24 protein-coding genes and 1 riboswitch are annotated in these 22,465 nt (G+C 65.4%); of the genes, 1 reads left to right on the forward strand and 23 read right to left on the reverse strand.

The window, feature by feature from the left end:
- Window positions 1-139: 139 nt before the first annotated feature.
- The 21 genes from hisA to ACTHNR_RS03420 all read right to left on the reverse strand — a co-directional run bounded on the left by hisA (window position 140) and on the right by ACTHNR_RS03420 (window position 17,741).
- Window positions 140-892 (reverse strand): 1-(5-phosphoribosyl)-5-[(5-phosphoribosylamino)methylideneamino]imidazole-4-carboxamide isomerase, encoded by a 753-nt coding sequence (gene hisA / locus ACTHNR_RS03320; RefSeq protein WP_440546040.1) that lies wholly within the window; start codon window positions 890-892, stop codon window positions 140-142.
- A gap of 167 nt (window positions 893-1,059) precedes the next feature.
- Complete coding sequence (hisH, locus tag ACTHNR_RS03325) at window positions 1,060-1,698, reverse strand: imidazole glycerol phosphate synthase subunit HisH (protein ID WP_440546041.1); 639 nt, start codon at window positions 1,696-1,698, stop codon at window positions 1,060-1,062.
- A 14-nt stretch (window positions 1,699-1,712) separates the two neighbouring features.
- Window positions 1,713-2,333, reverse strand: a complete 621-nt coding sequence (locus ACTHNR_RS03330; protein WP_440546042.1) for a YchE family NAAT transporter — start codon at window positions 2,331-2,333, stop codon at window positions 1,713-1,715.
- A gap of 53 nt (window positions 2,334-2,386) precedes the next feature.
- Complete coding sequence (gene hisB / locus ACTHNR_RS03335; protein ID WP_440546043.1) at window positions 2,387-2,974, reverse strand: imidazoleglycerol-phosphate dehydratase HisB; 588 nt, start codon at window positions 2,972-2,974, stop codon at window positions 2,387-2,389.
- Between the two features lie 24 nt (window positions 2,975-2,998).
- A complete protein-coding gene (gene hisC, locus ACTHNR_RS03340; protein ID WP_440546044.1) occupies window positions 2,999-4,069 on the reverse strand; it encodes a histidinol-phosphate transaminase in 1,071 nt (356 codons plus the stop codon).
- Window positions 4,070-4,107: 38 nt separating this feature from the next.
- Window positions 4,108-5,430, reverse strand: coding sequence for a histidinol dehydrogenase (gene hisD / locus ACTHNR_RS03345; protein ID WP_440546045.1), 1,323 nt, complete (start codon window positions 5,428-5,430; stop codon window positions 4,108-4,110).
- 75 nt (window positions 5,431-5,505) lie between these two features.
- Entirely contained in the window at window positions 5,506-6,183 is a 678-nt protein-coding gene (gene hisG / locus ACTHNR_RS03350; RefSeq protein WP_440546046.1) for an ATP phosphoribosyltransferase, read from the reverse strand.
- Window positions 6,180-7,466 carry a UDP-N-acetylglucosamine 1-carboxyvinyltransferase gene (gene murA, locus ACTHNR_RS03355; protein WP_440546095.1) on the reverse strand — a complete coding sequence of 429 codons (1,287 nt, stop codon included), beginning with the start codon at window positions 7,464-7,466 and terminating at the stop codon, window positions 6,180-6,182. The genes hisG and murA overlap by 4 nt, the downstream gene beginning before the upstream one ends.
- Window positions 7,467-7,553: 87 nt before the next feature.
- Window positions 7,554-7,793 carry a BolA family protein gene (locus tag ACTHNR_RS03360; RefSeq protein ID WP_440546047.1) on the reverse strand — a complete coding sequence of 80 codons (240 nt, stop codon included), beginning with the start codon at window positions 7,791-7,793 and terminating at the stop codon, window positions 7,554-7,556.
- 22 nt (window positions 7,794-7,815) lie between these two features.
- Window positions 7,816-8,571: an ABC transporter permease gene (locus tag ACTHNR_RS03365; RefSeq protein ID WP_440546048.1), complete on the reverse strand. Its 756-nt coding sequence runs from the start codon at window positions 8,569-8,571 to the stop codon at window positions 7,816-7,818.
- A complete protein-coding gene (locus tag ACTHNR_RS03370; RefSeq protein ID WP_440546049.1) occupies window positions 8,568-9,494 on the reverse strand; it encodes an ABC transporter ATP-binding protein in 927 nt (308 codons plus the stop codon). Before ACTHNR_RS03370 ends, ACTHNR_RS03365 begins: the two co-directional genes overlap by 4 nt.
- 232 nt (window positions 9,495-9,726) lie before the next feature.
- Entirely contained in the window at window positions 9,727-10,041 is a 315-nt protein-coding gene (locus tag ACTHNR_RS03375) for an STAS domain-containing protein (protein ID WP_440546050.1), read from the reverse strand.
- Complete coding sequence (locus ACTHNR_RS03380; RefSeq protein WP_440546096.1) at window positions 10,038-10,670, reverse strand: MlaC/ttg2D family ABC transporter substrate-binding protein; 633 nt, start codon at window positions 10,668-10,670, stop codon at window positions 10,038-10,040. Before ACTHNR_RS03380 ends, ACTHNR_RS03375 begins: the two co-directional genes overlap by 4 nt.
- Before the next feature lie 125 nt (window positions 10,671-10,795).
- Complete coding sequence (locus ACTHNR_RS03385; RefSeq protein WP_440546051.1) at window positions 10,796-11,740, reverse strand: MlaA family lipoprotein; 945 nt, start codon at window positions 11,738-11,740, stop codon at window positions 10,796-10,798.
- Between the two features lie 40 nt (window positions 11,741-11,780).
- Window positions 11,781-12,350, reverse strand: coding sequence for an outer membrane lipid asymmetry maintenance protein MlaD (gene mlaD, locus ACTHNR_RS03390; RefSeq protein ID WP_440546052.1), 570 nt, complete (start codon window positions 12,348-12,350; stop codon window positions 11,781-11,783).
- A 56-nt stretch (window positions 12,351-12,406) separates the two neighbouring features.
- Window positions 12,407-13,174, reverse strand: coding sequence for a lipid asymmetry maintenance ABC transporter permease subunit MlaE (gene mlaE / locus ACTHNR_RS03395; RefSeq protein ID WP_440546053.1), 768 nt, complete (start codon window positions 13,172-13,174; stop codon window positions 12,407-12,409).
- Complete coding sequence (locus tag ACTHNR_RS03400; RefSeq protein ID WP_440546054.1) at window positions 13,171-13,995, reverse strand: ABC transporter ATP-binding protein; 825 nt, start codon at window positions 13,993-13,995, stop codon at window positions 13,171-13,173. The genes mlaE and ACTHNR_RS03400 overlap by 4 nt, the downstream gene beginning before the upstream one ends.
- A 104-nt stretch (window positions 13,996-14,099) precedes the next feature.
- On the reverse strand, window positions 14,100-15,206 hold the full coding sequence (gene thiE, locus ACTHNR_RS03405; protein ID WP_440546055.1) for a thiamine phosphate synthase: 1,107 nt from the start codon (window positions 15,204-15,206) through the stop codon (window positions 14,100-14,102).
- Window positions 15,207-15,297: 91 nt separating this feature from the next.
- The gene (locus ACTHNR_RS03410) at window positions 15,298-16,128 is read right to left on the reverse strand and encodes a thiazole synthase (protein ID WP_440546056.1); all 831 of its coding nucleotides are present in this window, start codon (window positions 16,126-16,128) and stop codon (window positions 15,298-15,300) included.
- A gap of 145 nt (window positions 16,129-16,273) precedes the next feature.
- Entirely contained in the window at window positions 16,274-16,471 is a 198-nt protein-coding gene (gene thiS / locus ACTHNR_RS03415; RefSeq protein ID WP_440546097.1) for a sulfur carrier protein ThiS, read from the reverse strand.
- A gap of 82 nt (window positions 16,472-16,553) precedes the next feature.
- Complete coding sequence (locus ACTHNR_RS03420) at window positions 16,554-17,741, reverse strand: FAD-dependent oxidoreductase (RefSeq protein WP_440546057.1); 1,188 nt, start codon at window positions 17,739-17,741, stop codon at window positions 16,554-16,556.
- Window positions 17,742-17,892: 151 nt separating this feature from the next.
- Window positions 17,893-18,025: riboswitch (TPP riboswitch) on the reverse strand.
- A gap of 356 nt (window positions 18,026-18,381) precedes the next feature.
- Between ACTHNR_RS03420 and ACTHNR_RS03425 the strand changes: the two genes are divergently transcribed.
- Window positions 18,382-20,145 carry an ABC transporter ATP-binding protein/permease gene (locus ACTHNR_RS03425; protein WP_440546058.1) on the forward strand — a complete coding sequence of 588 codons (1,764 nt, stop codon included), beginning with the start codon at window positions 18,382-18,384 and terminating at the stop codon, window positions 20,143-20,145.
- Between the two features lie 117 nt (window positions 20,146-20,262).
- Here ACTHNR_RS03425 and thpR read toward each other — a convergent pair whose 3' ends face one another.
- A complete protein-coding gene (gene thpR / locus ACTHNR_RS03430) occupies window positions 20,263-20,889 on the reverse strand; it encodes an RNA 2',3'-cyclic phosphodiesterase (protein WP_440546059.1) in 627 nt (208 codons plus the stop codon).
- 20 nt (window positions 20,890-20,909) lie between these two features.
- Entirely contained in the window at window positions 20,910-22,376 is a 1,467-nt protein-coding gene (locus ACTHNR_RS03435) for a glutamate synthase subunit beta (protein WP_440546060.1), read from the reverse strand.
- Window positions 22,377-22,465: the final 89 nt, after the last annotated feature.

A 22,465-nucleotide genomic window follows, 5' to 3' on the forward strand; every position in this document is an offset into this window, starting at 1 on the left:
TAAATGAGCCGCTTGCTCGGAAGCAGGCGGCGTGAAGCCGTGGCGCTTTCGGGCGCGTTGGCCGCAAACGGCCGCTGCGCCGAAAACCGGCCGAGCGCCGCGCGGCGCGCCGCCGGCGGCGCCATGCCCGTGACGCTTGTCAGGCGTCGTCCGATTCGCGCAGCGCGTCGGCACGCGTTTGCGCCGCGGCGAAATCGAGATCGCCCGAATAAATCGCCCGCCCGCAGATCACGCCCTCGATGCCTTCGTCCTCGACCTCGCACAGCGCGTCGATGTCGGCCAGGTTCGAGAGCCCGCCGCTCGCGATCACGGGAATCTTGACGGCCCGCGCGAGGCGCACCGTCGCTTCGATGTTGATGCCTTGCAGCATCCCGTCGCGGCCGATGTCCGTGTAGATGATCGACTCGCAGCCGTAATCCTCGAACTTCTGCGCCAGGTCGACGACTTCGTGCCCGGTCAGCTTGCTCCAGCCGTCGGTCGCGACCTTGCCGTCCTTCGCATCGAGGCCCACGATGATATGCCCGCCGAAGGCCGTGCAGGCGTCCTGCAGGAAGCCGGGGTTCTTCACCGCGGCCGTGCCGATGATGACGTAGGACAAGCCGTCGTCGAGGTAGCGCTCGATCGTTTCGAGATCGCGAATGCCGCCGCCGAGCTGCACGGGGATTTCGCTGCCGACCGCTTCGATGATCGCGCGGATCGCTTCCTCGTTTTTCGGCTTGCCGGCGAACGCACCGTTGAGATCGACGAGATGCAGCCGCCGCGCGCCGCGCTCGACCCAATGCCGGGCCATTGCCGCGGGATCCTCGGAAAATATCGTCGCCTGGTCCATATCGCCTTGTTTAAGGCGCACACACTGACCGTCCTTGAGGTCGATGGCGGGAATCAGCAGCATAGCAATCGCGTGAAGTCTGGAAGGTTGAATGTCGGCAGCCGCTCTCGCCGGGCGCGCAAATGCGCCCGACCTCGAGAAGCCGTGTCGCTTAGTTTAGTACAAGTCTTTGGGCTCTCCGCTCGCGCGTCGTCCCGATCGGACGCAATTTGCGAACGCGCATGCCCAGTTCATGGGTTCCAGTCGACGAAATTGCGGTACACGCGCAGCCCCGAGTCGGCGCTCTTTTCCGGGTGAAACTGCGTCGCGAAGACGTTTTCGCGCGCCACCGCCGACGTGAAGATCGTGCCGTAATCGGTTTCCCCGACGGTGTGCTCCGGGTTTTCAGGAACCACGTAGTAGCTATGAACGAAATAGAAGAACGCGCCGTCGGGCACGCCGGCCCACAGCGGGTGCGCTCGGGTTTGCCGCACGCGGTTCCAGCCCATCTGGGGCACCTTGAAGCGCGAGCCGTCGTCCTGCAGCCGCCCTTCGAGCTGAAAACGAACGACCTTGCCCGGCATGAGGGCGAGGCCCGGCGTCGAGCCCTCCTCGCTCCAGTCGAACAGCATCTGCTCGCCCACGCACACGCCCATCAGCGGCTTATCGCGCGCCGCTTCCAGCACGGCCTCCTGCAGCCCCGATTCGCCCAGGCAACGCATGCAGTCGGGCATCGCGCCCTGGCCGGGCAGCACGATGCGCTCGGCCGCGCGAATCCCTTCGGGGCGATCGACGATCGCCACGTCCGCTTCCGGTGCGGCCTTGCGCAGCGCCTGATACACCGAGCGCAGGTTGCCCATGCCGTAATCCACAATCGCAATCTTTTTCATCGCAAACAGCGCGTTTAGCGCAAGTTAGGCAGCAATGCCTTCAATCCATCGACGATGAACTCCACCGCCAGCGCCGACAACATCAAACCCATGAGCCGCGTGCCGATATTGATACCCGTCTGGCCGACCCAGCGGGCGATCGGCTCGGCCATCCGGAGCGCCCCGAAGCAGATGACCGCGATCACCGCACCGATCGCGACGAGCCCGATCCGGTCATACCAGCGGTGCGCGTTCGCCGCATAGACGATCACCGTGCTGATCGTGCCGGGGCCGGTCAAGAGCGGAATCGCGAGCGGCACGACCGCGATGCTGTTCTTCTGCTCGGCCTCGTCGCGCTCCTCGGCCGTGGCGCGCGCGTTGCCGACCTGCGCATTCAGCATGTTCACGGCCATCAGCAGCATGATGATCCCGCCGCCGACTTCGAGCGAACCCACCGAAATCCCGAAAAAGCTGATGATCTGCTGACCGAGCAACGTCGTGATCGCGATCACGCAAAACACCGAGATCGAGGCGATGCGGATCGTGCGGCGGCGTTCCACGTCGGACTGCTCCGACGTGAGGCTCAAGAAGAACGGCACCGCGCCGACGGGGTTGATCAGCGCCAGCAGTGAAATGAACGATTTGAGAAGATCCATCGCAAGCCGGCGCCCGCATGCGGCGCGCCGGTCCGTCGGTCCAGCCGTTTTTGTTAGAGACTGCCCTTGGTGGACGGAATCTGCCCCGCCGCACGCTCGTCGAGCTCCACGGCCATGCGCAGCGCACGGCCGAACGCCTTGAACACCGTTTCCAGCTGATGGTGCGCGTTCAGCCCGCGCAGATTGTCGACGTGCAGCGTCACGCCCGCATGATTGACGAAGCCGCGGAAAAATTCGATCGACAAGTCGACGTCGAACGTCCCGATCCGCGCCCGCGTGAACGGCACGTGAAATTCGAGCCCCGGCCGCCCGGAGAAATCGATCACCACGCGGGAGAGCGCTTCGTCCAGCGGAACGTAGGCATGACCGTAACGGCGAATGCCTTTCTTATCGCCGATCGCCTTGGCCACCGCCATCCCGAGCGTGATGCCCGTGTCCTCGACGGTGTGATGATCGTCGATATGCAGGTCGCCTTGCGCCTCGATGTCCAGATCGAACAGCCCGTGACGGGCTATCTGATCGAGCATGTGGTCGAGAAACGGCACACCGGTGGCCAGCTTTTGCCGGCCGGTGCCGTCCAAATCGATCTTCACACGGATCTTCGTTTCGCTGGTATCGCGAAAGACTTCCGCTACGCGCATGGAAAACCTCGAATCAAAACTTCTTTATTTCAGCGCAAGCTCGAGCGCCGCCAGCATTTGTGCGTTTTCATCGGGCGCACCGACCGTCAAACGCAGGCAATTGACCAACAATGGGTGCATTTTACCCACGTTTTTGACCAAAACCTTGGCATTTAACAGCGCCGCGAACGCGGCATCGGCGTCGGGCAGGCGCACGAGCAGGAAATTGGCCGAACTCGGGAACACGGTCGTGCCCGGCAAAGCCTTCAACGCGGCCGCCAATTTGGCGCGTTCGGCGCGCAATTGCGCCGCCTGCGCCTCGAGCACATCGACATGATCGAGCATGAATTGCGCGGCCGCCTGCGTCAGCACGTTCGTGTTGTACGGCGGACGCACCTTGTCGAATTCCTTGAGCCACGCCGGCGCCCCGGCCAGGTAGCCGAGCCGAATCCCGGCCAGGCCGAGCTTCGACACCGTCCGCATGACCACGACGTTATCGTAGTCGAGCACGCGGCCGATCCAGCTCTGCTGCGCGAAAGGCTGGTACGCCTCGTCGATGACGACGAGGCCGCCCGCGGCCGCGGCGACGATGCGCTCGATGTCGGCGTCCGGGTACAGCGTGCCCGTCGGGTTGTTCGGGTAGGCCAAGTAGATGATCGCGGGCTTGTGCTCGGCGATCGCGGCCAACATCGCATCGAGGTCGAGCGTGAGGTCTTCCCGATGCGGCACGCCGACGAACTCCAGCTGCGCGAATTTCGCCGACATTTGGTACATGACGAAGCCCGGCACGGGGGCGAGCAGCTTCGCCCCCGGCTTCGCGCACGCGACGGCGATCATGCTGATGATTTCGTCGGAGCCGTTGCCGAGCAGCAGATCGGCGCCGGCGGGCACGCCCATCACCTGCTTGAGCTTGTTCACGAGCGCGGCCGGGCGCGGCTCGGGGTAGCGGTTGAGCGCGACGCCGGCCAGCACTTCGCCAAGCTGCGCCGCGAGCGGCGCGGGCAGCGTGAAGGGGTTCTCCATTGCGTCGAGCTTCAAGTAGCCCGTCGCGTCGGCGACCGCGTAGGTCGTCATCGACAGCACGTCGGGACGAATGATGTCTTCGGGTTTCGTCATCTCGGTAGGCCTGGTAGTCAAGCGTGAGCGTCGTCGGTTCAACCGTTTTGCTTCATTCGATATTCCGCGCTGCGCGCATGCGCCGGCAATCCTTCGCCGTAAGCCAGTTCGGCCGCGATCTCGCCGAGCGTCTGCGCCCCCTCGGCGCTCACTTCGATCACGCTCGAGCGCTTGAAGAAATCGTACACGCCGAGCGGCGACGAAAAACGCGCCGTGCGCGAGGTCGGCAGCACGTGGTTCGGGCCGGCGCAGTAGTCGCCCAGGCTCTCGCTCGTGTACCGGCCGAGGAAGATCGCGCCGGCATGACGAATTTCCTTGGCCCATTGATGCGGGTCGAGCGCCGAAATTTCCAGGTGCTCGGGCGCGATTTGATTGGCGATCGCACACGCTTCGGACATATCGCGCACCTTGACGAGCGCGCCGCGATCGACGAGCGACCGCTCGATCACGTCCCGTCGCGGCATCGTCGGCAGAAGCTCGGCGATCGCGTCTTCCACGCGTGCGATGAACGCCTCGTCGGGGCACAGCAGGATCGACTGGGCCAGCTCGTCGTGCTCGGCTTGCGAGAAGAGGTCCATCGCCACCCAGCGCGGATCGGTCGTGCCGTCGCAGAGCACGAGGATTTCGGAAGGGCCCGCGATCATGTCGATGCCGACCGTGCCGAATACGCGCCGCTTGGCCGCCGCGACGTACGCGTTGCCGGGGCCGCAGATCTTGTCGACGGCCGGCACCGTCGGCGTGCCGTACGCGAGGGCGCCGATTGCCTGCGCGCCGCCGATCGTGAACACGCGATCGACGCCGCCGAGCAGCGCCGCCGCGAGCACGAGCGGGTTGCGTACGCCGTCCGGCGTCGGCACGACCATCACGATCTCGCGCACGCCGGCCACGCGCGCCGGAATGGCGTTCATCAGCACCGACGACGGATAAGCCGCCTTCCCGCCGGGCACGTAGATGCCGGCGCGGTCGAGCGGCGTCACCTTCTGGCCGAGCACCGTGCCGTCCGATTCCGTGTACTGCCAGCTGTGGCTGCCGCACTCGATCTTCTGCTTCTCATGATAGGCGCGCACGCGCGCCGCGGCGGCTTCGAGCGCCGCGCGCCGCTTGGGCTCGAGGCCTTCGAGGGCTGCCTCGAGCTCGCTCGCGGGCAGCTCCAGCGCCGCGACGCTCCCGGCCGACAAGCGGTCGAAGCGGTTCGTGTACTCGAGGACGGCTTCGTCGCCGCGCGCTTTCACGTCGGCCAGAATTTGCGCGACCGAGCGTTCGATCGCTTCGTCCTCGCTCGCCTCGAACGCGAGTACGGCGGCGAGCGCCGCACTGAAATCGGCGGCGCTCGAATCGAGTTTGCGAATCGTCAGTGACATGCTGGTATCCGTTTCGGTAATGCGCTTGCCGGGGCGGCGCGCTCGATCATCGAGGCGCGGCGGGCCCGGATCGCGTCAGACGCTCGGCGCCGTGGGCTTACGCGAGGCCTGCTCGAATGCGTCGAGCAGCGGCTTGAGCGCCTCGCGCTTGAGCTTGAGCGCCGCTTGGTTCACCACGAGGCGCGACGAAATCTGCATGATCTCCTCGACCTCGACGAGGTTGTTCGCGCGCAGCGTACCACCCGAGCTGACGAGGTCGACGATCGCATCGGCCAAGCCCACGAGCGGCGCGAGTTCCATCGACCCGTACAGCTTGATCAGATCGACGTGCACGCCCTTGGCCGCGAAGTGCTCGCGCGCGGTCTGCACGTACTTCGTCGCCACGCGCAGGCGCGCGCCTTGACGCACGGCATTGGCATAGTCGAAACCGGCCGCGACGGCCACCGACATCCGGCAGCGCGCGATGTCCAAATCGATCGGTTGATACAAGCCGGAGCCGCCGTGCTCGAGCAGCACGTCCTTCCCGGCCACGCCGAAATCGGCCGCGCCGTATTCGACATAGGTCGGCACGTCGGTGGCCCGCACGATGATGACGCGCACATTCGGCGCGCTCGTCGGCAATATCAGCTTGCGCGACGTTTCCGGATCTTCCGAGACGTGCACGCCGGCCGCGGCCAAGAGCGGCATCGTTTCCTCGAAGATCCGCCCTTTGGACAGCGCGAGCGTGAGGGGCGTCGTGGTGGTCGTGCTCATGCGCGTTTCTCCGATGCGGCGGCCGCGGTCTTCTCGGATACGCGGCGGACACGCGCGCCGATGCCCGTCAACTTTTCTTCCATGCGGTCATAGCCGCGATCGAGGTGATAGATGCGGTCGACGAGCGTTTCGCCGTCGGCCGTGAGCCCGGCAATGACGAGACTGGCCGATGCGCGCAGATCGGTGGCCATCACCGTCGCGCCGGACAGCCGCGGCACGCCGGTCACGAGCGCGGTGTTGCCGTCGATCGTGATATGCGCCCCCAGACGATTCAGTTCCTGCACGTGCATGAAGCGATTTTCGAAGATCGTCTCGACCACCTGCGAGGTGCCTTCGGCAACCGCGTTCAGCGCCATGAATTGCGCCTGCATGTCGGTCGGGAACGCTGGATATTCCGAGGTGCGCAAGGAGACGGCCGCCGGGCGCCGCGCCATCCGCACGCGAATCCAATCGTCGCCCTCCTCGATCGTCACGCCGGCCTCGCGCAGCTTCATCGTGACGGCCTCGAGCGTGATCGGCCGCACGCGGCGCAACGTCACGTCGCCGCCGGCCGCGGCCACCGCGCACAAGAACGTCCCGGCTTCGATGCGGTCGGGAATCACGGCGTGATGCGCGCCGTGCAGCTTGTCGACACCCTGGATCACCAGGCGGTCGGTGCCGATGCCGTCGATCTTCGCACCCATGCGCACGAGCAGCTGAGCGAGATCGCCGACTTCGGGCTCGCGCGCCGCGTTTTCAAGCACGGTCTCGCCGTCGGCCAGCACGGCCGCCATCAACAGATTTTCCGTGCCGGTGACGGTGATCATGTCGGTCATGATGCGCGCGCCTTTCAAGCGCGTGGCGCGCGCCTCGATGTAGCCGTGCTCGATGTCGATCTCCGCCCCCATCGCCTGCAGGCCCTTGATGTGCTGATCGACCGGACGCGCACCGATTGCGCAGCCGCCCGGCAGCGACACCTTCGCGTGACCGAAGCGGGCGAGCAGCGGACCGAGCACGAGGATCGACGCACGCATCGTCTTGACGAGTTCATACGGCGCGACCGGATTGTCGACGGCCGCCGCGTCGAGCGTGAGCTGCGCGTCGGATCGCGTTTTGCGCACGCCCATCTGCGCGAGCAGCTTGAGCGTCGTGCGCACGTCCTGCAAGTCGGGCACGTTGTCCAAATGGAGCGGATCGGCCGTCAAGAGGCTCGCGCAAAGAATCGGCAACGCCGCGTTCTTCGCGCCCGAGATGCCCACTTCGCCGGCCAGAGGCCGACCGCCTTCGATCACGAGCTTGTCCATGCTGATTTGCCCCGCTCGGGCCTCCGTGGCGGCGCCGCTGCCGGCGTCGCGTGAATCCTGTGTAATGCGCACGCTTAATATCTCGATTTATCCGTTCTGCCATTCCGACGGCGTGAGCGTCTTCATGCTCAACGCGTGGATTTCCTGCCGCATGCGGTCGCCGAGCGCCGCATAGACGAGTTGATGGCGCTGAATCAAGCGCTTGCCTTCGAACGCGTCGGAGACGATCGTCGCGAAAAAGTGCTGGCCGTCGCCTTCGACTTCGAGATGCCGGCAGCTCAAGCCGCCTTCGATGTATTGCTTGACGTGTTCCGGGGTCGGCAACATGGTGGACGCTCCTTCTTCCGATTCAATAGCGCAGCTTGTAGCCGGACGCGAGCAAGCGCATCGCGAGCGCGGCCATGAGCGCGAAAAATCCGCCGACGACAGCCAGGCTGGCCAGAGGGTCGATGTCGGACACTCCGAAAAAGCCGTAGCGAAAGCCATCGATCATGTAGAAAAACGGGTTCAACCGCGACACGTGGCGCCACAGATCGGGCAGCGTGTGCGTCGAATAAAACACGCCCGAGAGGAACGTGAGCGGCATGATCAAGAAGTTCTGAAACGCCGCGAGCTGATCGAACTTTTCGGCCCAAATGCCGGCGATGAGGCCGAGCGTGCCGAGAATCGCCGACCCGAGCACCGCGAACGCGAGAATGTAGAGCGGCGCCGAGAAGCTGACCGGAATGAACCAGATCGTGACGACGAACACACCTAAGCCGACGGCGAGCCCACGCACGACCGCCGCCAGGACGTAGGCGCCGTACATCTCCCAGTACGTGAGGGGCGGCAGCAGCACGAAAACGAGGTTGCCCGTGATCTTCGATTGGATCAGCGACGACGAGCTGTTCGCGAAGGCATTCTGCAACACGCTCATCATGACCAGCCCCGGGATCAGGAAGCTGGTGTACTCGACGCCCGGATAGACTTCGACGTGCCCGCGCAGCGCGTGCCCGAAGATCGTCAAATAGAGCAGCGCCGTGATGACGGGCGCCAACACCGTTTGGAACGACACCTTCCAAAAGCGCAGGATTTCCTTGTAGAACAGGGTTCGGAAGCCGCTCATGCCAGCCCCTCGACGAGTTCCGGGGCGTTCATCAACTGAACGAAGACGTCCTCGAGATCGGCCTTGCGCACGTCGATCTCATCGAATGTACAGCCCGCCGCCCGGCATTGCGCGAGAATGCGCTCGACATCGTCATAGCTCGACAGTCGCAGCAGATGCTGGCGCGCGCCCGGCGCAGCCGGCTCGATTTCGAGCGCACGCAGTTCGACCGGCAACACCCCTTGCGCGAAGCGCACGAACAGCTGCATGCCGGCGAAGCGCTGCAGCAGTGCGCTCGTGCGATCGAGCGCGACCACCTCGCCGCGCCGTAGCATCGCGATGCGGTCGCACAGCGATTCGGCTTCTTCCAAGTAGTGCGTCGTCAACACGATGGTGTGCCCCTCGCGATTCAGACGGGAAATGAACTTCCACAGCGTTTGGCGCAGTTCCACGTCGACGCCGGCCGTCGGCTCGTCGAGCACGATGACGGGCGGGCGATGCACGAGCGCCTGGGCAACCAGCACGCGCCGCTTCATCCCGCCCGAGAGCGCGCGCATATTCGCATCGGCCTTCTCCGACAAATCGAGATTGGCCATCACCTCGTCGATCCAATCGTCGTTGCGATGCAGACCGTAGTAGCCCGACTGAATGCGCAGCGATTCGCGCACGGTGAAGAAGGGATCGAATACGAGCTCCTGCGGAACGACGCCCAGCGCGCGTCGCGCCTGCCGGAAATCGGCCACGACGTCGTGCCCCCGTACGGACACACTGCCTTCATCGGCGCGCGCAAGCCCCGCGAGAATGCTGATGAGGGTCGTCTTGCCCGCGCCATTGGGGCCGAGCAGGCCAAAAAATTCGCCTTCCTCGACCGTCAAGCTGACGCCCTTGAGCGCTTGCAGCGCGTTGTAGCGCTTCTTGACGTTGCGGATTTCTATCGCTGACATGGATGTGCGCGGCCTTTGTCGACGGCGCGCCTTTGTTTAGACGTGAACCGTGCCCGATCGCGAACACGGACGGGCTTGCGCGCTTCACCGCGCCGGCGGCGAAACGCCGCGCCGATCCCATCGATCGGCTACCCGGAAAAACGGTTGATTATAGGCTAAGTCGGGATCGGCCACCGGGGTCCGGCAAGCGGCGCCCCCGCGGCGCGAGGACGGCCGCTCGGGCCGCTGCGGATCAGAGGGGTATGGAAACGCCGGCGGCCCCGGAGGAATGCTGCGCCGCAAACAGCGCGTCGATACCGTACACCTGCGCGAGGCTGGCGAGGCCGGCCGGCACGTTGAGAATCTCGAGCGGTCGGCCTTTCGCCCGCGCCGCGCGACGCCAGGCCAGCAGCACGGCCAGCGCCGACGAATCGAATTGCCCGAGCGGCGCGCAATCGACCGCCGTCGCGCCCGCGTCGATGCGAGCGAGCCCCGCCGCGAGCGCGGTCGAGGCGCTCGCGAGCGTGAGCGTCGCGCCCACAGCGAAGCGGCTCGTGTCAAAGCTCATGACGGTTGCTTGCCCGCGGCGAGTTGCTCGTTGCGTTGCGTGAGGAACTGCAGCAGCCCCGACACGCCGCCCTGGTTGATCTTTTCGGCGAACTGCTGCTGGTACGCCTGGATCAGCCACGCGCCGGCCACGTTCAAGTCATAGACGCGCCAGCCTTGCGCCGTCTTGTACAAACGGTAGTCGAGTTCGACGGGCTGGCCATTGTTGATGACCGACGAGCGCACGACGACGTCGTTCGCATCGGGATCCGCGCGGAACGGCTTGAACTGAACCGTTTGGTCGCGCACTTGCGAAAGCGCGCCCGAATAGGTGCGGATCAGCAGCATCTTGAACTGCTCCACCATTTGCTCCTGCTGCTGCGGCGTAGCCGTACGCCAAGCGCGGCCCATCGCAAGCTGCGTCGTGCGGCGGAAATCGGTGTACGGCAGGATCTTTTCGTTGACGACCTGCGTGATCCGATTGATGTCGCCGCTCTTGATGCTGGGGTCGCTCTTGATCTGGTCGAGCACCTGGCCCGTCACCGTTTTAATCATGCCGTCGGGCGAGTTCGTGTCGACGGTTTGCGCAAAGCTGCCGCCGCTGAAAGCGATCAACGAGGAAAACAACGCCATCCAAAAGAATTTTTTCATCATCGTTCCTTAAATTTCGAGGAGCCGGGGTTCGAGCACACCATGCCACGCAAGTTCGAGGCCGGTCCCACATCGGGCGGCAACATTCGTATCGAATCGTTACCGCCCCGCCTTCGTCTGTTCGCTCAGCGCGGCAGATGAAGCGACGGCAAGCCGCCGTGCGGCGGCGGGACATATTGCTGGCCCGGAACCGTCTGACTTTCGTCCTTCGAGCCGCCCGACGGCGCAACCGCGCCAGCGGCAGGCGCCGATGCGGGTGTCGCGGCGGAGCCGGACGCCGCTGCCGCCGGTGCGGAAGCCGCCGCCGCACCCGAGGTGTCGGCGGGCGCCGAGCCGTCGTCGTATTTCGGCAACGAATCATCGTAGTTCGGCACCGAATCGGCGCCATCCGCCCCCGAAATCAGGAAACGGCGGCGCTGCAGATAGGCGTTTCGAATGAACGAGTACTTGTCGATCGCGGCTGCCGACAACACGTCTACCGTCGTCAGCAGGTTTGCGCGCGTGTTGACGAGATTTACGCCGTACAGCGCCCAGCTTACATTCGACGGCTCGACATAGCTAAGCGGATTGCCGTAGTAGTCGACGATGAGCCCCGTCGCATCGCGCACCGTGCTCGGTCCAAGCAGCGGCAGCACGAGGTAGGGCCCGGACGGCACGCCGTAGTGCCCGAGCGTCACGCCGAAGTCGGCCGAGTGCTTGGGCAGCTTCGCCAGCGTCGCGACGTCGAACAAGCCGCCCACGCCGAATACGGTATTGATCACGACGCGCATGATGTCGCCCACGCCGTCGGCCACCTTCATCTCGACGATCTCGTTGGCCGCGATATAGACATCCCCGATGTTCGAGAAGAAGTTCGTCACGCTCGCGCGCACGGGCTGCGGCACCGCCCACTTATAGCCCTTGGCGACGGGCTTGAGCGCGTAGGCATCGACGGTGTCGTTGAATTTGAAGACGGTCCGGTTCAGGCCCTCGAGCGGATCGCCCGGTGTCGGCGTCTGTACGGACGCACAGCCGGCCAAAGCCGCAACGGCCAGGGCAAGCGTCACGTTTGTGGCGCGCGTGGTTCGCATTATTGTTCTCCGTTGACTCACACTAACTCTTTTGAAGCGATCAGCCGCCGCTGCTCGCCGCCGCCGGTGCGCTGGCCGCCGGCGCACTCGGCGCACTCGGCACACTCGGCGCGGGTGCGCTCGGCGCCGGCGCGGCTTTCGAGCCCCCCGCGTCGGCCGCCTTGCTGTAAAGGAACGTGCTGATCAGGTTTTCGAGCACGATGGCCGACTGCGTCATCGAAATCGTATCGCCGGCCTTGAGCATCTGATCGTCGCCGCCGGCCTCGAGGCCGATGTACTGTTCGCCGAGCAAGCCCGAGGTCAGGATCTTCGCCGACGTATCTTTCGGAAACGGGTATTGCTTGTCGATGTCGATGGTGACGAGCGCTTGGTAGGTATTCGTATCGAATCCGATCGAGCTCACGCGGCCCACGACGACGCCCGCGCTCTTGACGGGCGCGCGTACCTTCAGCCCGCCGATGTTGTCGAACTTGAGCTTGACCGGATAGGTCGGCTGGAACGACAGCGAGCTCATGTTGCCGACCTTGAGCGCCAGAAACAGCACGGCGATCAACCCCAGCAGCACGAACAAGCCGACCCAAAAGTCGAGAACAGTCTTTTTCATCGTCATTCCAAAAGACAACACAGAGTGAATTGCCGAACAGGGGCCGCGCGCGGCGGCTCGCCTCAACTGAACATCAGCGCCGTCAGCAGGAAATCGAGCCCGAGAACGGCGAGCGAAGCGTAGACGACCGTGCGCGTGGTCGCACGCGACACGCCTTCCGGCGTGGGCTTCGCTTCGTAGCCTTGAAACAGCGCGATGAACGTCACCGCGAAACCGAACACGACGCTCTTGATGACGCCGTTGCCGACGTCGCTCCAGACATCCACGCCCGCCTGCATCTGCGCCCAAAACGCGCCCGCGTCGACGCCGATCAGCCGCACGCCGACGACATACCCGCCGAGCACGCCCACCGCGCTGAAAATCGCCGCCAGCATCGGCATGGCGATGATGCCCGCCCACATGCGCGGCGCAAGCACCGTGGCGATCGGATCGACCGCCATCATCTCGAGCGCCGTCAACTGCTCGCCGGCCTTCATGAGGCCAATCTCGGCCGTGAGCGACGTGCCGGCTCGGCCCGCGAACAGCAGCGCGGTGACGACCGGCCCGAGTTCGCGCACGAGCGAGAGCGCGACGAGCAGCCCGAGCGCCTGCTCGGAGCCGTAGCGATTGAGCGTGTAATAGCCCTGCAAGCCGAGCACGAAGCCGACGAACAAACCCGACACCGCGATGATGACGAACGAATAGTTGCCGACGAACAGCACCTGCTTGATGACGAGCCCCGGCCGCCGCAGCAACCCTAGACCTTCAAGCACGACTCGCAAGAACATGCGCGTCGCATAGCCTGTGCGCAGAATGCGGCCGATCACCCAATGTCCGAGCGCGCTGATCATGCCCCTTCCCCCAAGCCGAAATCGGCCGCGAGCGTATCGCGCGCCGGATAGTGGAAGCGGAACGGGCCGTCGGGCGCTCCATCGATGAATTGCCGCACGGTCGGGTCGACCGACTCTCGCAGCTGCGCCGGCGTGCCTTGGGCAAGCACGGAACCGTTGGCGAGGAAATACACGTAATCGGCGATCGCGAACGATTCGGGCACGTCGTGCGTGACGAGAATCGACGTGGCGCCGAGCGCCTGGTTCAACGTGCGAATCAAGTTGGCCGTGATGCCCATCGAAATCGGATCGAGGCCGGCGAACGGCTCGTCGTACATGATGAGCTCGGGATCCAGCGCGATTGCCCGCGCGAGCGCCACGCGCCGGGCCATCCCGCCCGAAATCTGCGATGGCGCGAGATCGCGCGCGCCGCGCAGCCCGACGGCGTTCAATTTCATGAGAACCAGGTCGCGAATGAGCGCCTCGGGCAGATCGGTGTGCTCGCGCAGCGCGAACGCGACGTTCTCGAACACCGACATATCGGTAAACAGCGCGCCGAACTGAAACAACATGCCCATCTTGCGGCGCAGGGTGAACAGGCCCTCGCGCGTTTGCTTGCCGATGTCTTGGCCCGCGAACAGGACTTCGCCCCGGCGCGCCCGTTCCAGGCCGCCGATCAAGCGCAACACCGTCGTCTTGCCGCCGCCGGAGCCGCCCATGACGGCCACCACCTGGCCGCGCTCGAAGCGCATGTTCAGATTCGAGAGGACGAGGCGGTCCGCGTCGTAACCGAAGTCGACGTTGCGAAGCTCGAGAATGGGCTCGGAGGATGAAGGCGGCACGAAGCGGACTTTCCTTTTACGCGTTTACGCGGAAGCGGAATTATAGGGCCTCAGCCGCAACGCTGTCGTGACGCGGTCGTTACCGGCCGTGCAACGCTGCGTTGTCAGGACGCAAACACCCGCTGCAAGGCCGCCACGGCGCGCGCCGGATCGGGCGCCGCGGTCACGGCGCTCACGAGCGCCGCGCTGCCCACGCCCGTGGCCAGCACGGAAGGCAGCCGGGCGAGATCGATGCCGCCGATCGCGACGAGCGGCACATGGGCGCCGAGCAACCGCACGTACCGTTCGAGTCGCGCGAGCCCCTGTGGCGCCGTGGCCACACTCTTCGTTTCTGTCGGGAAAACGGCTCCGAACGCGAGGTAGCTGGGCCGAAAATGCATCGCCCTCAACATTTCGTAGTATCCATGCGTCGACAGGCCCAGCCGCATTCCCGATGCGGCGATCGCAGCCAGGTCGGCCGTCTCCAGGTCTTCCTGCCCCAGATGGACCCCATAGGCGCCGGCTTGCGCCGCCTCGCGCCAGTGATCGTTGATGAAGACGCAAGCGTCATGGCGGCGGCCAGCGGCGACGGCCTGCTCGATTTCGGCGCGAAGACGGTCGGGCGGCGCATCTTTGACCCGCAACTGTACGGTCTTCACGCCGAACTCCAGCACGCGTTCGACCCATTGCGCGCTCGGCAGGACGGGATAGAGGCCCAGCCGCGAAGGGCACGAGGGGAAAGGCAGCGCCGGCGCGGGCGGCAACCCGGCTGCGCGCGGAAAATGCGACAGATCGATCGGCCAGGCATCCTCGCCGCGCATCTCGTCGCCGTCGCGCCAGGCGAGCGCGAGCACCAGCGCGTCGCACGGCTCGAAGCCGCAATCGAGGAACGCGGCGAGCGCCGGCAGCCAATCCTCGGCGAGCGAGCCTTGCAACTCGAGCGCATGGCGCGCGCCGGCAGCCGTCGTCAGTGTCGTCCCAGCAGGCCCGGCCTCGATCACGTCAGCGCCCGCGGCGCGCCAAGCGAGCGCGCTCTCCGGATCGGCCTGCGCCCCGATGATGACGATCAGATCGCCCGAGCGGATCGTATCGGGCGCGGTCAAGCAGATGCGCCGCGCATCGCGCGCCGGCGGCCAATCGCCGAGCCGGGCGCGAATGCGCTCGGCCGCTTCGAGCAGTTCATCGGCAGGCGGCCAAAAGCGGTCCGTGTTGCCCAACGCCAGCGTCCTCATGCTTCGCTCCATGCGACGGGCGCCGTCGCAATTCGGCGATTGAGCCCTCGCGGGCGTTCGTCACGCAAATTATCGCCGGCAATGGAGCACTTCATGCGCGGTCCTGATGCCAGAACGGCATGCCCACCACCGGCGTGCTTGCCTGTGCGCTTTCGCGCTGAGCCATCGGACCGGCGACGTACCCGCCCCGGCCCGCTTCGACCGCCTGCGCGAAGGCGCGCGCCATGTCGGCCGGAAACGTCGCTTGGGAGACCGCCGTATTGAGCAACACCCCGTCGAAGCCCCACTCCATGACTTGGCACGCGTGCGACGGCAGCCCGAGCCCGGCGTCGACGATCAGCGGCACGTCCGGCAAACGGTCGCGCAACACCCGCAAGCCATACGGATTGATCACCCCCTTGCCCGTGCCGATCGGCGCCCCCCAGGGCATTAGCGCTTCGCACCCGGCATCGAGCAGCCGCCGGCCGATCACGAGATCCTCGGTGCAGTAAGGCAGAACCTTGAAGCCGTCCTTGATCAGCCGCTCGGCCGCCTCGATCAAACCGATCGGGTCGGGCTGCAGCGTGTAGTCGTCGCCGATCAGCTCGAGCTTGATCCAATCGGTTTCGAACACTTCTCGCGCCATGTGCGCCGTCGTGATGGCCTCAGCCACACTCTGGCAGCCTGCCGTGTTGGGCAAGAGCGGGACGCCTCGCGCTTTCAGCAGGTCGAAAAAACCGGCCTCGGCCGTCTGTTCTGTCATCTGCCGGCGCAGCGCGACCGTCACCATCCCGGGCCGCGCGGCGTCGATCGAATCGGCCAGCGACCGCAAGGACGGATACCGCGACGTGCCGAGCAGCACGCGGCTTGCAAAGGCGACGCCGTAGAGCGTCAGTGCGTCGGCGTCGGCCGCGGCCAAGTCGAGAGGAGAAGCGGTGGTCATCGGATGTCCTGTGAAGCGCGAATACGGTATTCAGTGTTGCTCGAAAGCATGAAACGTCGAATCGGGCCGCTTGCGTGAAACGGGCGAGCAAGTCGTCGGCCCGCTCGCCGTGTCGCGCTTGCGGCTCACGCGGGGCGCCTCGCCGTCAGCCGCCCGCGACGGGATGCACGACGTCGACCTTGTCGCCCGCACTCAAGGTTCGCGCCGCATGCTGGCCGCGCGCGACGAATTCGCCGTTCACGGCCACGGCGAACGGCGGGCGAGCGCCGAAGGCCGAAAGCGCATCGGCGAGCGTCGCGTGCTCGGGCAGCGACAGCGGTTTTTGATTGACTTGAATGTCCATGATCTGCATTACGTTTCGCGTTGGATCGCGTTCAATCGCGTTTAGTCGCGTTTAACAATGACGGAGACGCTCGGCGACGCGCCTACGCCCCCATGGCCGATGCGCGCTGCGGTTGCGGCGCGGCGCCGTGAAGCATCTCGGGCCACGGCGACGCTTCGCGCCGCGCCGCGAAACCATCGGCGTCGCCCACTTCACCGGCCAGCAGCGCGCAGGCGAGATCGGCCGCCGCCTTCGAAACTTCGGGCGCGATCATATAGCCGTGACGGTACAACCCGTTGACGCGCAACGTTCGGGCGCCGTCCCACATGATCGCCGGGCGATGATCGGGCAGCGTCGGGCGGCACTGCGTGTTGAGCTCGAGAATGCGTGCTTCGCCGAACCCGGGATGGACCGCGAACGCCGCGCTCAACAACTCCAGCGCCGAGCGGACGCTAACGGGCGACATGTCCTCGCCTTCGATCTCGGTGGCGCCGACAACGTATACGTCGTCCTGCTTCGGCGCGAGGTAGATCGGATAGCGCGGATGAAGCAAGCGCACCGGGCGTGACAGGCCGATGCCCGGCGCCTTGATGCGCGCCACTTCGCCGCGAATGCCGCGCAGCGAGGGCAGCGCCGGCTTCGCACCGAGGCCCCGGCAATCGATCGTCACACTCGCCCGCGGCAAGGCGCGCTCGTCGACGCTCGTATTCCAATGCACCGCCACGCCGCGCTCTGCAAGACCGGCCGCCAATGCTTGCAACACCTGACGGTTGTCGAGCTGTCCCTCGCGCGGCAACAGCCAGCCGGCGCCGAAGCGGCCGGCAAGCGCCGGCTCGGCCGCGGCGATCGACTTGCCGTCGAGCGCCGCGAGACCGCCGTCGGCGAGCAAAGCGGCCGGCGCATTGGCGCGCATCCGGCGCTCGAACAGCGAGGCTTCCGCGCGATCGGCCGGGTGCCACACCACGAGGGTGCCGTTGCGCTGAAAGAAAACGGGTTCGGGCAATTGCGCGAGGATGCGCGGCCATTCATCGAGCGAGGCCGCGCCGAGACCGACGATGAGCGGCTCGGCAACGGCCGCCTCGGCGAGCGGAGCAAGCATTGCCGCGGCGACCCACGCGGCCGATGCAGCGCCCGCGGCGTCGCCGCGCTCGTAGAGCGCCACGCGATGGTCGGCCTCGGCAAGCCGCCAGGCAACGAGCCGGCCGCACAGCCCCCCGCCGAGCACGGCGAAATCGGGCGGGGCGGCGTCACGCGCGGCGCCGGTTGAAACGACTGAAGAATGTGCGGTCATCGGATCGATCCTTTCCGTACGAGGTTGCGAATCGCAACCACACGTACCTGAGGACGAAACCGGCCGGTGGGGCCGGCCGGGCGCACGGTGTCCGCAAAATCGAGGACCGGGCCCGGCGGGGAAGGACGGCCGGCCAATGCGGCGCCCAACGCAAAGCGTTCCCGAAACTTCCCGCGCCGGTATTACCCGGATCGGGTGCGAAGGGTCTCTCTCAGCCTCGCGGCGATACGGCTAGACCGCCGTACTGCCCACCTGCAACGTGCGAAGCACCCCTGTTTCGTCGTCGGCCATTAGACCATAAAAGCGAGATAGGCCGCAAACGCGAGCGGCCCATGCCGCACAACTAGCGAACCCTATTTCGGCCACGCGCCGGCCGACAAGAAGGGGGAGCGCCGCATCCTCTGGCAGAATGTCCGATCAGCGCGGTGGGATCGGCGAAACACGCACGCACCGCATCGCGCGGCAGGACACGCGGCGGATATTGGCAATCCCGTCGTTAAGACTCCTTTAAGAGGTTCACGCAACAATTTCGCGGCGAAACGCGCGCGGTGCGTTACTTCGGCGCATGCGAACGTGCCGTCGACTGGCGCACTTCGATTCACCTGATTCGCCTGATCCAGAAACATCGTTCGGAAAATCTATGACCGCGTCCCTTACTCCCGTCCCCGAGCGCACCGATACGCCGGCTCAGCCCTTCGCGACGTCCGCGTGGGGGCTCATCAAGCCGTACTGGGTTTCCGAGGACTGGAAGGCCGCATGGGGCCTCTTGGTGGCGATCGTCGCACTGAACCTCATCATCGTTGCGCTCAATGTGTGGTTCAACCAGTGGAACGCGAAGTTCTACAACGCACTGCAAGCCAAGGATGTCCCGCAGTTCTGGCACCAACTCATGCTGTTTACGATCGCCGCGTTCGTCTTGATCGCCTTGGCCGTCTATCGCGTCTATTTGCGGCAGATGCTGGAATTCAGGTGGCGCCAATGGCTCACCACCCGATATCTACGGGCATGGTTAGGGGAAGTCGCGTTCTATCGCATCGAACGCGACCGGCTCGCCGACAACCCCGACCAGCGGATCAGCGACGACTTGCAGACTTTCGCTTCGAACACGCTCGCGCTTTCGCTTGGACTCTTATCGACGGTCGTGACGCTCTTTTCTTTCATCACGATCCTTTGGACGATCTCGGGCCCGCTGGTGCTGCACTTCACCGGCTCGACCTGGACCATCCCCGGCTATATGGTATGGGCGGCCGCGATCTATGCCGTCGGCGGCTCTTTCGTGATTCACAAGGTGGGGCGCTCACTCGTTTCGATCAACTATCAACAACAGCGGGTGGAAGCCGATTTCCGGTTCGGGCTCATTCGCATCCGCGAAAACTCGGAGCAAATCGCGCTGTACAACGGCGTGCGGACCGAGCACGAAAACGCCCAGCACATATTCACGCGTATCCGCGACAACTGGTGGCGCATCATGACGTACACGCGGCGCCTGAACGTCGTGACGAATTTTTATGCGCAGGCCGCCATCGTCTTCCCGTTTTTCGTCGCGGCGCCTCGTTACTTCGCCGGTGCATTCACTCTCGGCACCTTGATGCAAATCGCGGATGCCTTCGGCACGGTCAGCGGTTCGTTTTCGTGGTTCATCGACAATTACTCCGCCCTCGTCTCGTGGCGCGCCACGGTCAACCGTCTGCGCGAATTCACGCGCGTCATCCAAAGCACGCATCTGCGCGAATCGGTCTCGCCCGCCACCGAGCACGGCGGCATCAACTTGCACTACGTCGATTCGGATTCGCTCGCGACGAATGATCTGCGGCTCGCGCTGCCCAACGGGGCGCCGCTCGCGTCGATCGAAAACATCATCGTCAAACCCGGTTCGCGGTGGCTCGTGCGAGGGGCATCGGGCTCGGGCAAAAGCACGCTGCTGCGGGCATTCGCCGGGCTGTGGCCGTTCGGCGACGGCGCCATCGACGCACCGGTCGGCGCCCGCACGATGTTCGTGCCGCAGCAAAGCTATCTTCCGATCGGCACGCTCAAGGCCGCGCTCGCCTATCCCTCCGCGGCCGATACGTTCTCCGACGAACTCTGCCGCGAGGCGCTGCGCACTTGCCGGCTCGAAGACTACGCCGACCGCCTGGACGAGTCGGCTCACTGGACGCGCGTGCTCTCCCCCGGCGAGCAGCAGCGCCTCGCTTGTGCGCGCATTCTGCTGCACAAGCCCGACTTTCTGTTCCTCGACGAAGCGACGAGTGCGCTCGACCCGGCCAACGAAGCCAACGTCTATCGACTGCTCACCGAACGGCTGCCGGCCACGGCCATCGTCAGTGTCGCGCATCGCGAGTCGCTCGTTGCGTTGCATCAGCACGTGCTCGACATCACGAGGACAGAGGAACGGGCCGCAGCCTAACGGCGTCGCACCGCCAAGCGCCTCCGGCTCTCCTTTTGCATCGGCCGCGAGGCAAGCGCGGCGATGACCCTCGCGCGGCAGTACGCCCGGGGGTTTTCACGCGCCGCGGGATCAAGGTCAACCCGGCGGCACCGCCACCGATGCAAGCGCTCGATAGCGGGCCCCGTGACGGGCCAGCGTGCTCGAATAGAGCGTCAGCGTGTCGAAGCGTGGGATGACTTGGAGCACCGCCGCACCGGGCGGAGAAGCCGGTATCGAGGCCGGCGACGAAACGGCGGGGGAACGCCCCCGCCGATCGGCCGCCTCGCGAGCGGGCCGCGCCGTCCGGGCGAAACGCGCCAGCGTGATATGCGGTCGAAAAGGCCGGTGATCGTCGATCGGCAATTGAAGCGCGGCGACCAGCGCCCGCACGCGCGCTTCCAAATCGCCGAGGCCGTCGCCCGCGTTGAAAGGTACAACCACCAGCCGCGGGTGCGTCGGGCTCGGCCAGTACTGCGCATGCTCGGCGCGCTGCGCGGGCAGCGGCGCCACGACCGAACTCAATTGCGCCGCGAGCCGCGCACCCTTTTCCGGGGGTACGCTGCCGAGAAACGCTACGGTCATATGCAGCTGATCGATGCCGACGCGGCGCGCCGCCGCGCTGACGACGGGCATCGCCGCCAGGGCATCGCGCGTGGCCGCATCGGGCGACAGCGCAATGAAACAGCGATGCCAGTCGTCATCAACGATCTCGGGCGGCGCCATGCGATCTTGCGATCAAACGATCAGCGGGGCAACTCCGAGTTGCCCATCAAGTACGCATCGACGGCGCGCGCGCACTGCCGGCCTTCGCGGATCGCCCAAACGACGAGCGACTGACCGCGCCGCATGTCGCCCGCGGTGAACACCTTATCGACGGACGTGTAGTACGCGCGCTCGCCTTCGGTCGACGCGCGCACGTTGCCGCGGGCGTCCTTGTCGACGCGAAAGGCGTCGAGCACGGGCGAAGCCGGCTGCGTGAAGCCCATCGCGAGCAGCACGAGATCGGCCTTCATCTCGAACTCGGAGCCCGGCACTTCCTGCATCTTGCCGTCCTTCCACTCGACCCGCGCGGCGATGAGCTTTTCGACCTTGCCGTTTTTGCCTTCGAAGCGCTTCGTCGCAACCGACCAATCGCGGCTGCAGCCTTCCTCGTGCGACGACGAGGTGCGCAGCTTGATCGGCCAATAGGGCCAAACGAGCGGCTTGTTCTCTTCTTCGGGAGGCTGCGGCAGCAGCTCGAACTGCGTGACGCTTTTCGCGCCGTGGCGATTGGACGTGCCGACGCAATCCGAACCCGTGTCCCCGCCGCCGATCACGACAACGTGCTTGCCCTTCGCGAGCAATTGATCGGCGAGCTTGTCGCCCGCGTTGACCTTGTTCTGCTGCGGCAGGAACTCCATCGCGTAATGGATGCCGGCCAGCTCGCGCCCCGGCACGGGCAGGTCGCGCGGCGTCTCGGAGCCGCCCGCGATGACCACCGCGTCGAACTGCTCCTTGAGCGCCTCGGGCGCGATCGTTTCCTTGGCCGTGTTGCCGATGTAGGCAGGCAGCGGGTCGTTGCCGACGAACACGTTCGCGCGGAACGTGACGCCTTCGGCTTCCATTTGACGCATGCGCCGATCGATCAGCCACTTTTCGAGCTTGAAGTCCGGAATGCCGTAGCGCAAAAGCCCGCCGATCCGGTCGTTCTTTTCGAACACGGTCACGTCGTGACCGGCGCGCGCGAGCTGTTGCGCGGCAGCGAGTCCGGCCGGGCCGGAGCCGACCACGGCAACCTTTTTGCCGGTCTTCTTCTTGGGCGGTTGCGGGGCCACCCAGCCTTCGCTCCAAGCCTTGTCGATGATCGCGTGCTCGATCGACTTGATGCCGACGGGGTCGGCGTTGATGCCGAGCGTGCAGGCCGCCTCGCACGGAGCCGGACAAATGCGGCCCGTGAACTCGGGGAAATTGTTCGTCGAATGAAGCACCTCGATGGCGCGCTGCCAATCTTGGTGATAAACGAGGTCGTTGAAATCGGGAATGATGTTGTTGACCGGGCAGCCGTTGTTGCAAAACGGAATGCCGCAATCCATGCAGCGCGCGCCTTGAACCTTCGCGTCCTCGTCGGACAGTGCGAGAACGAATTCCTTGTAGTGCTTCAAGCGTGCGAGCGGGGCCTCGTACGACTCGTGGCGGCGCTCAAACTCGAGAAAACCGGTTGCCTTGCCCATGGGATGCTCTTCTTTCCAAAATCGTCGGTATCGGGGGGGGCCGGCGAGGCCGCGCGCTCGTATCGATGTCGATCGAGACGCGGCGAGCT

Origin of the sequence: Trinickia sp. (assembly GCF_051954495.1) — a bacterium.
GTDB lineage: Bacteria > Pseudomonadota > Gammaproteobacteria > Burkholderiales > Burkholderiaceae > Trinickia.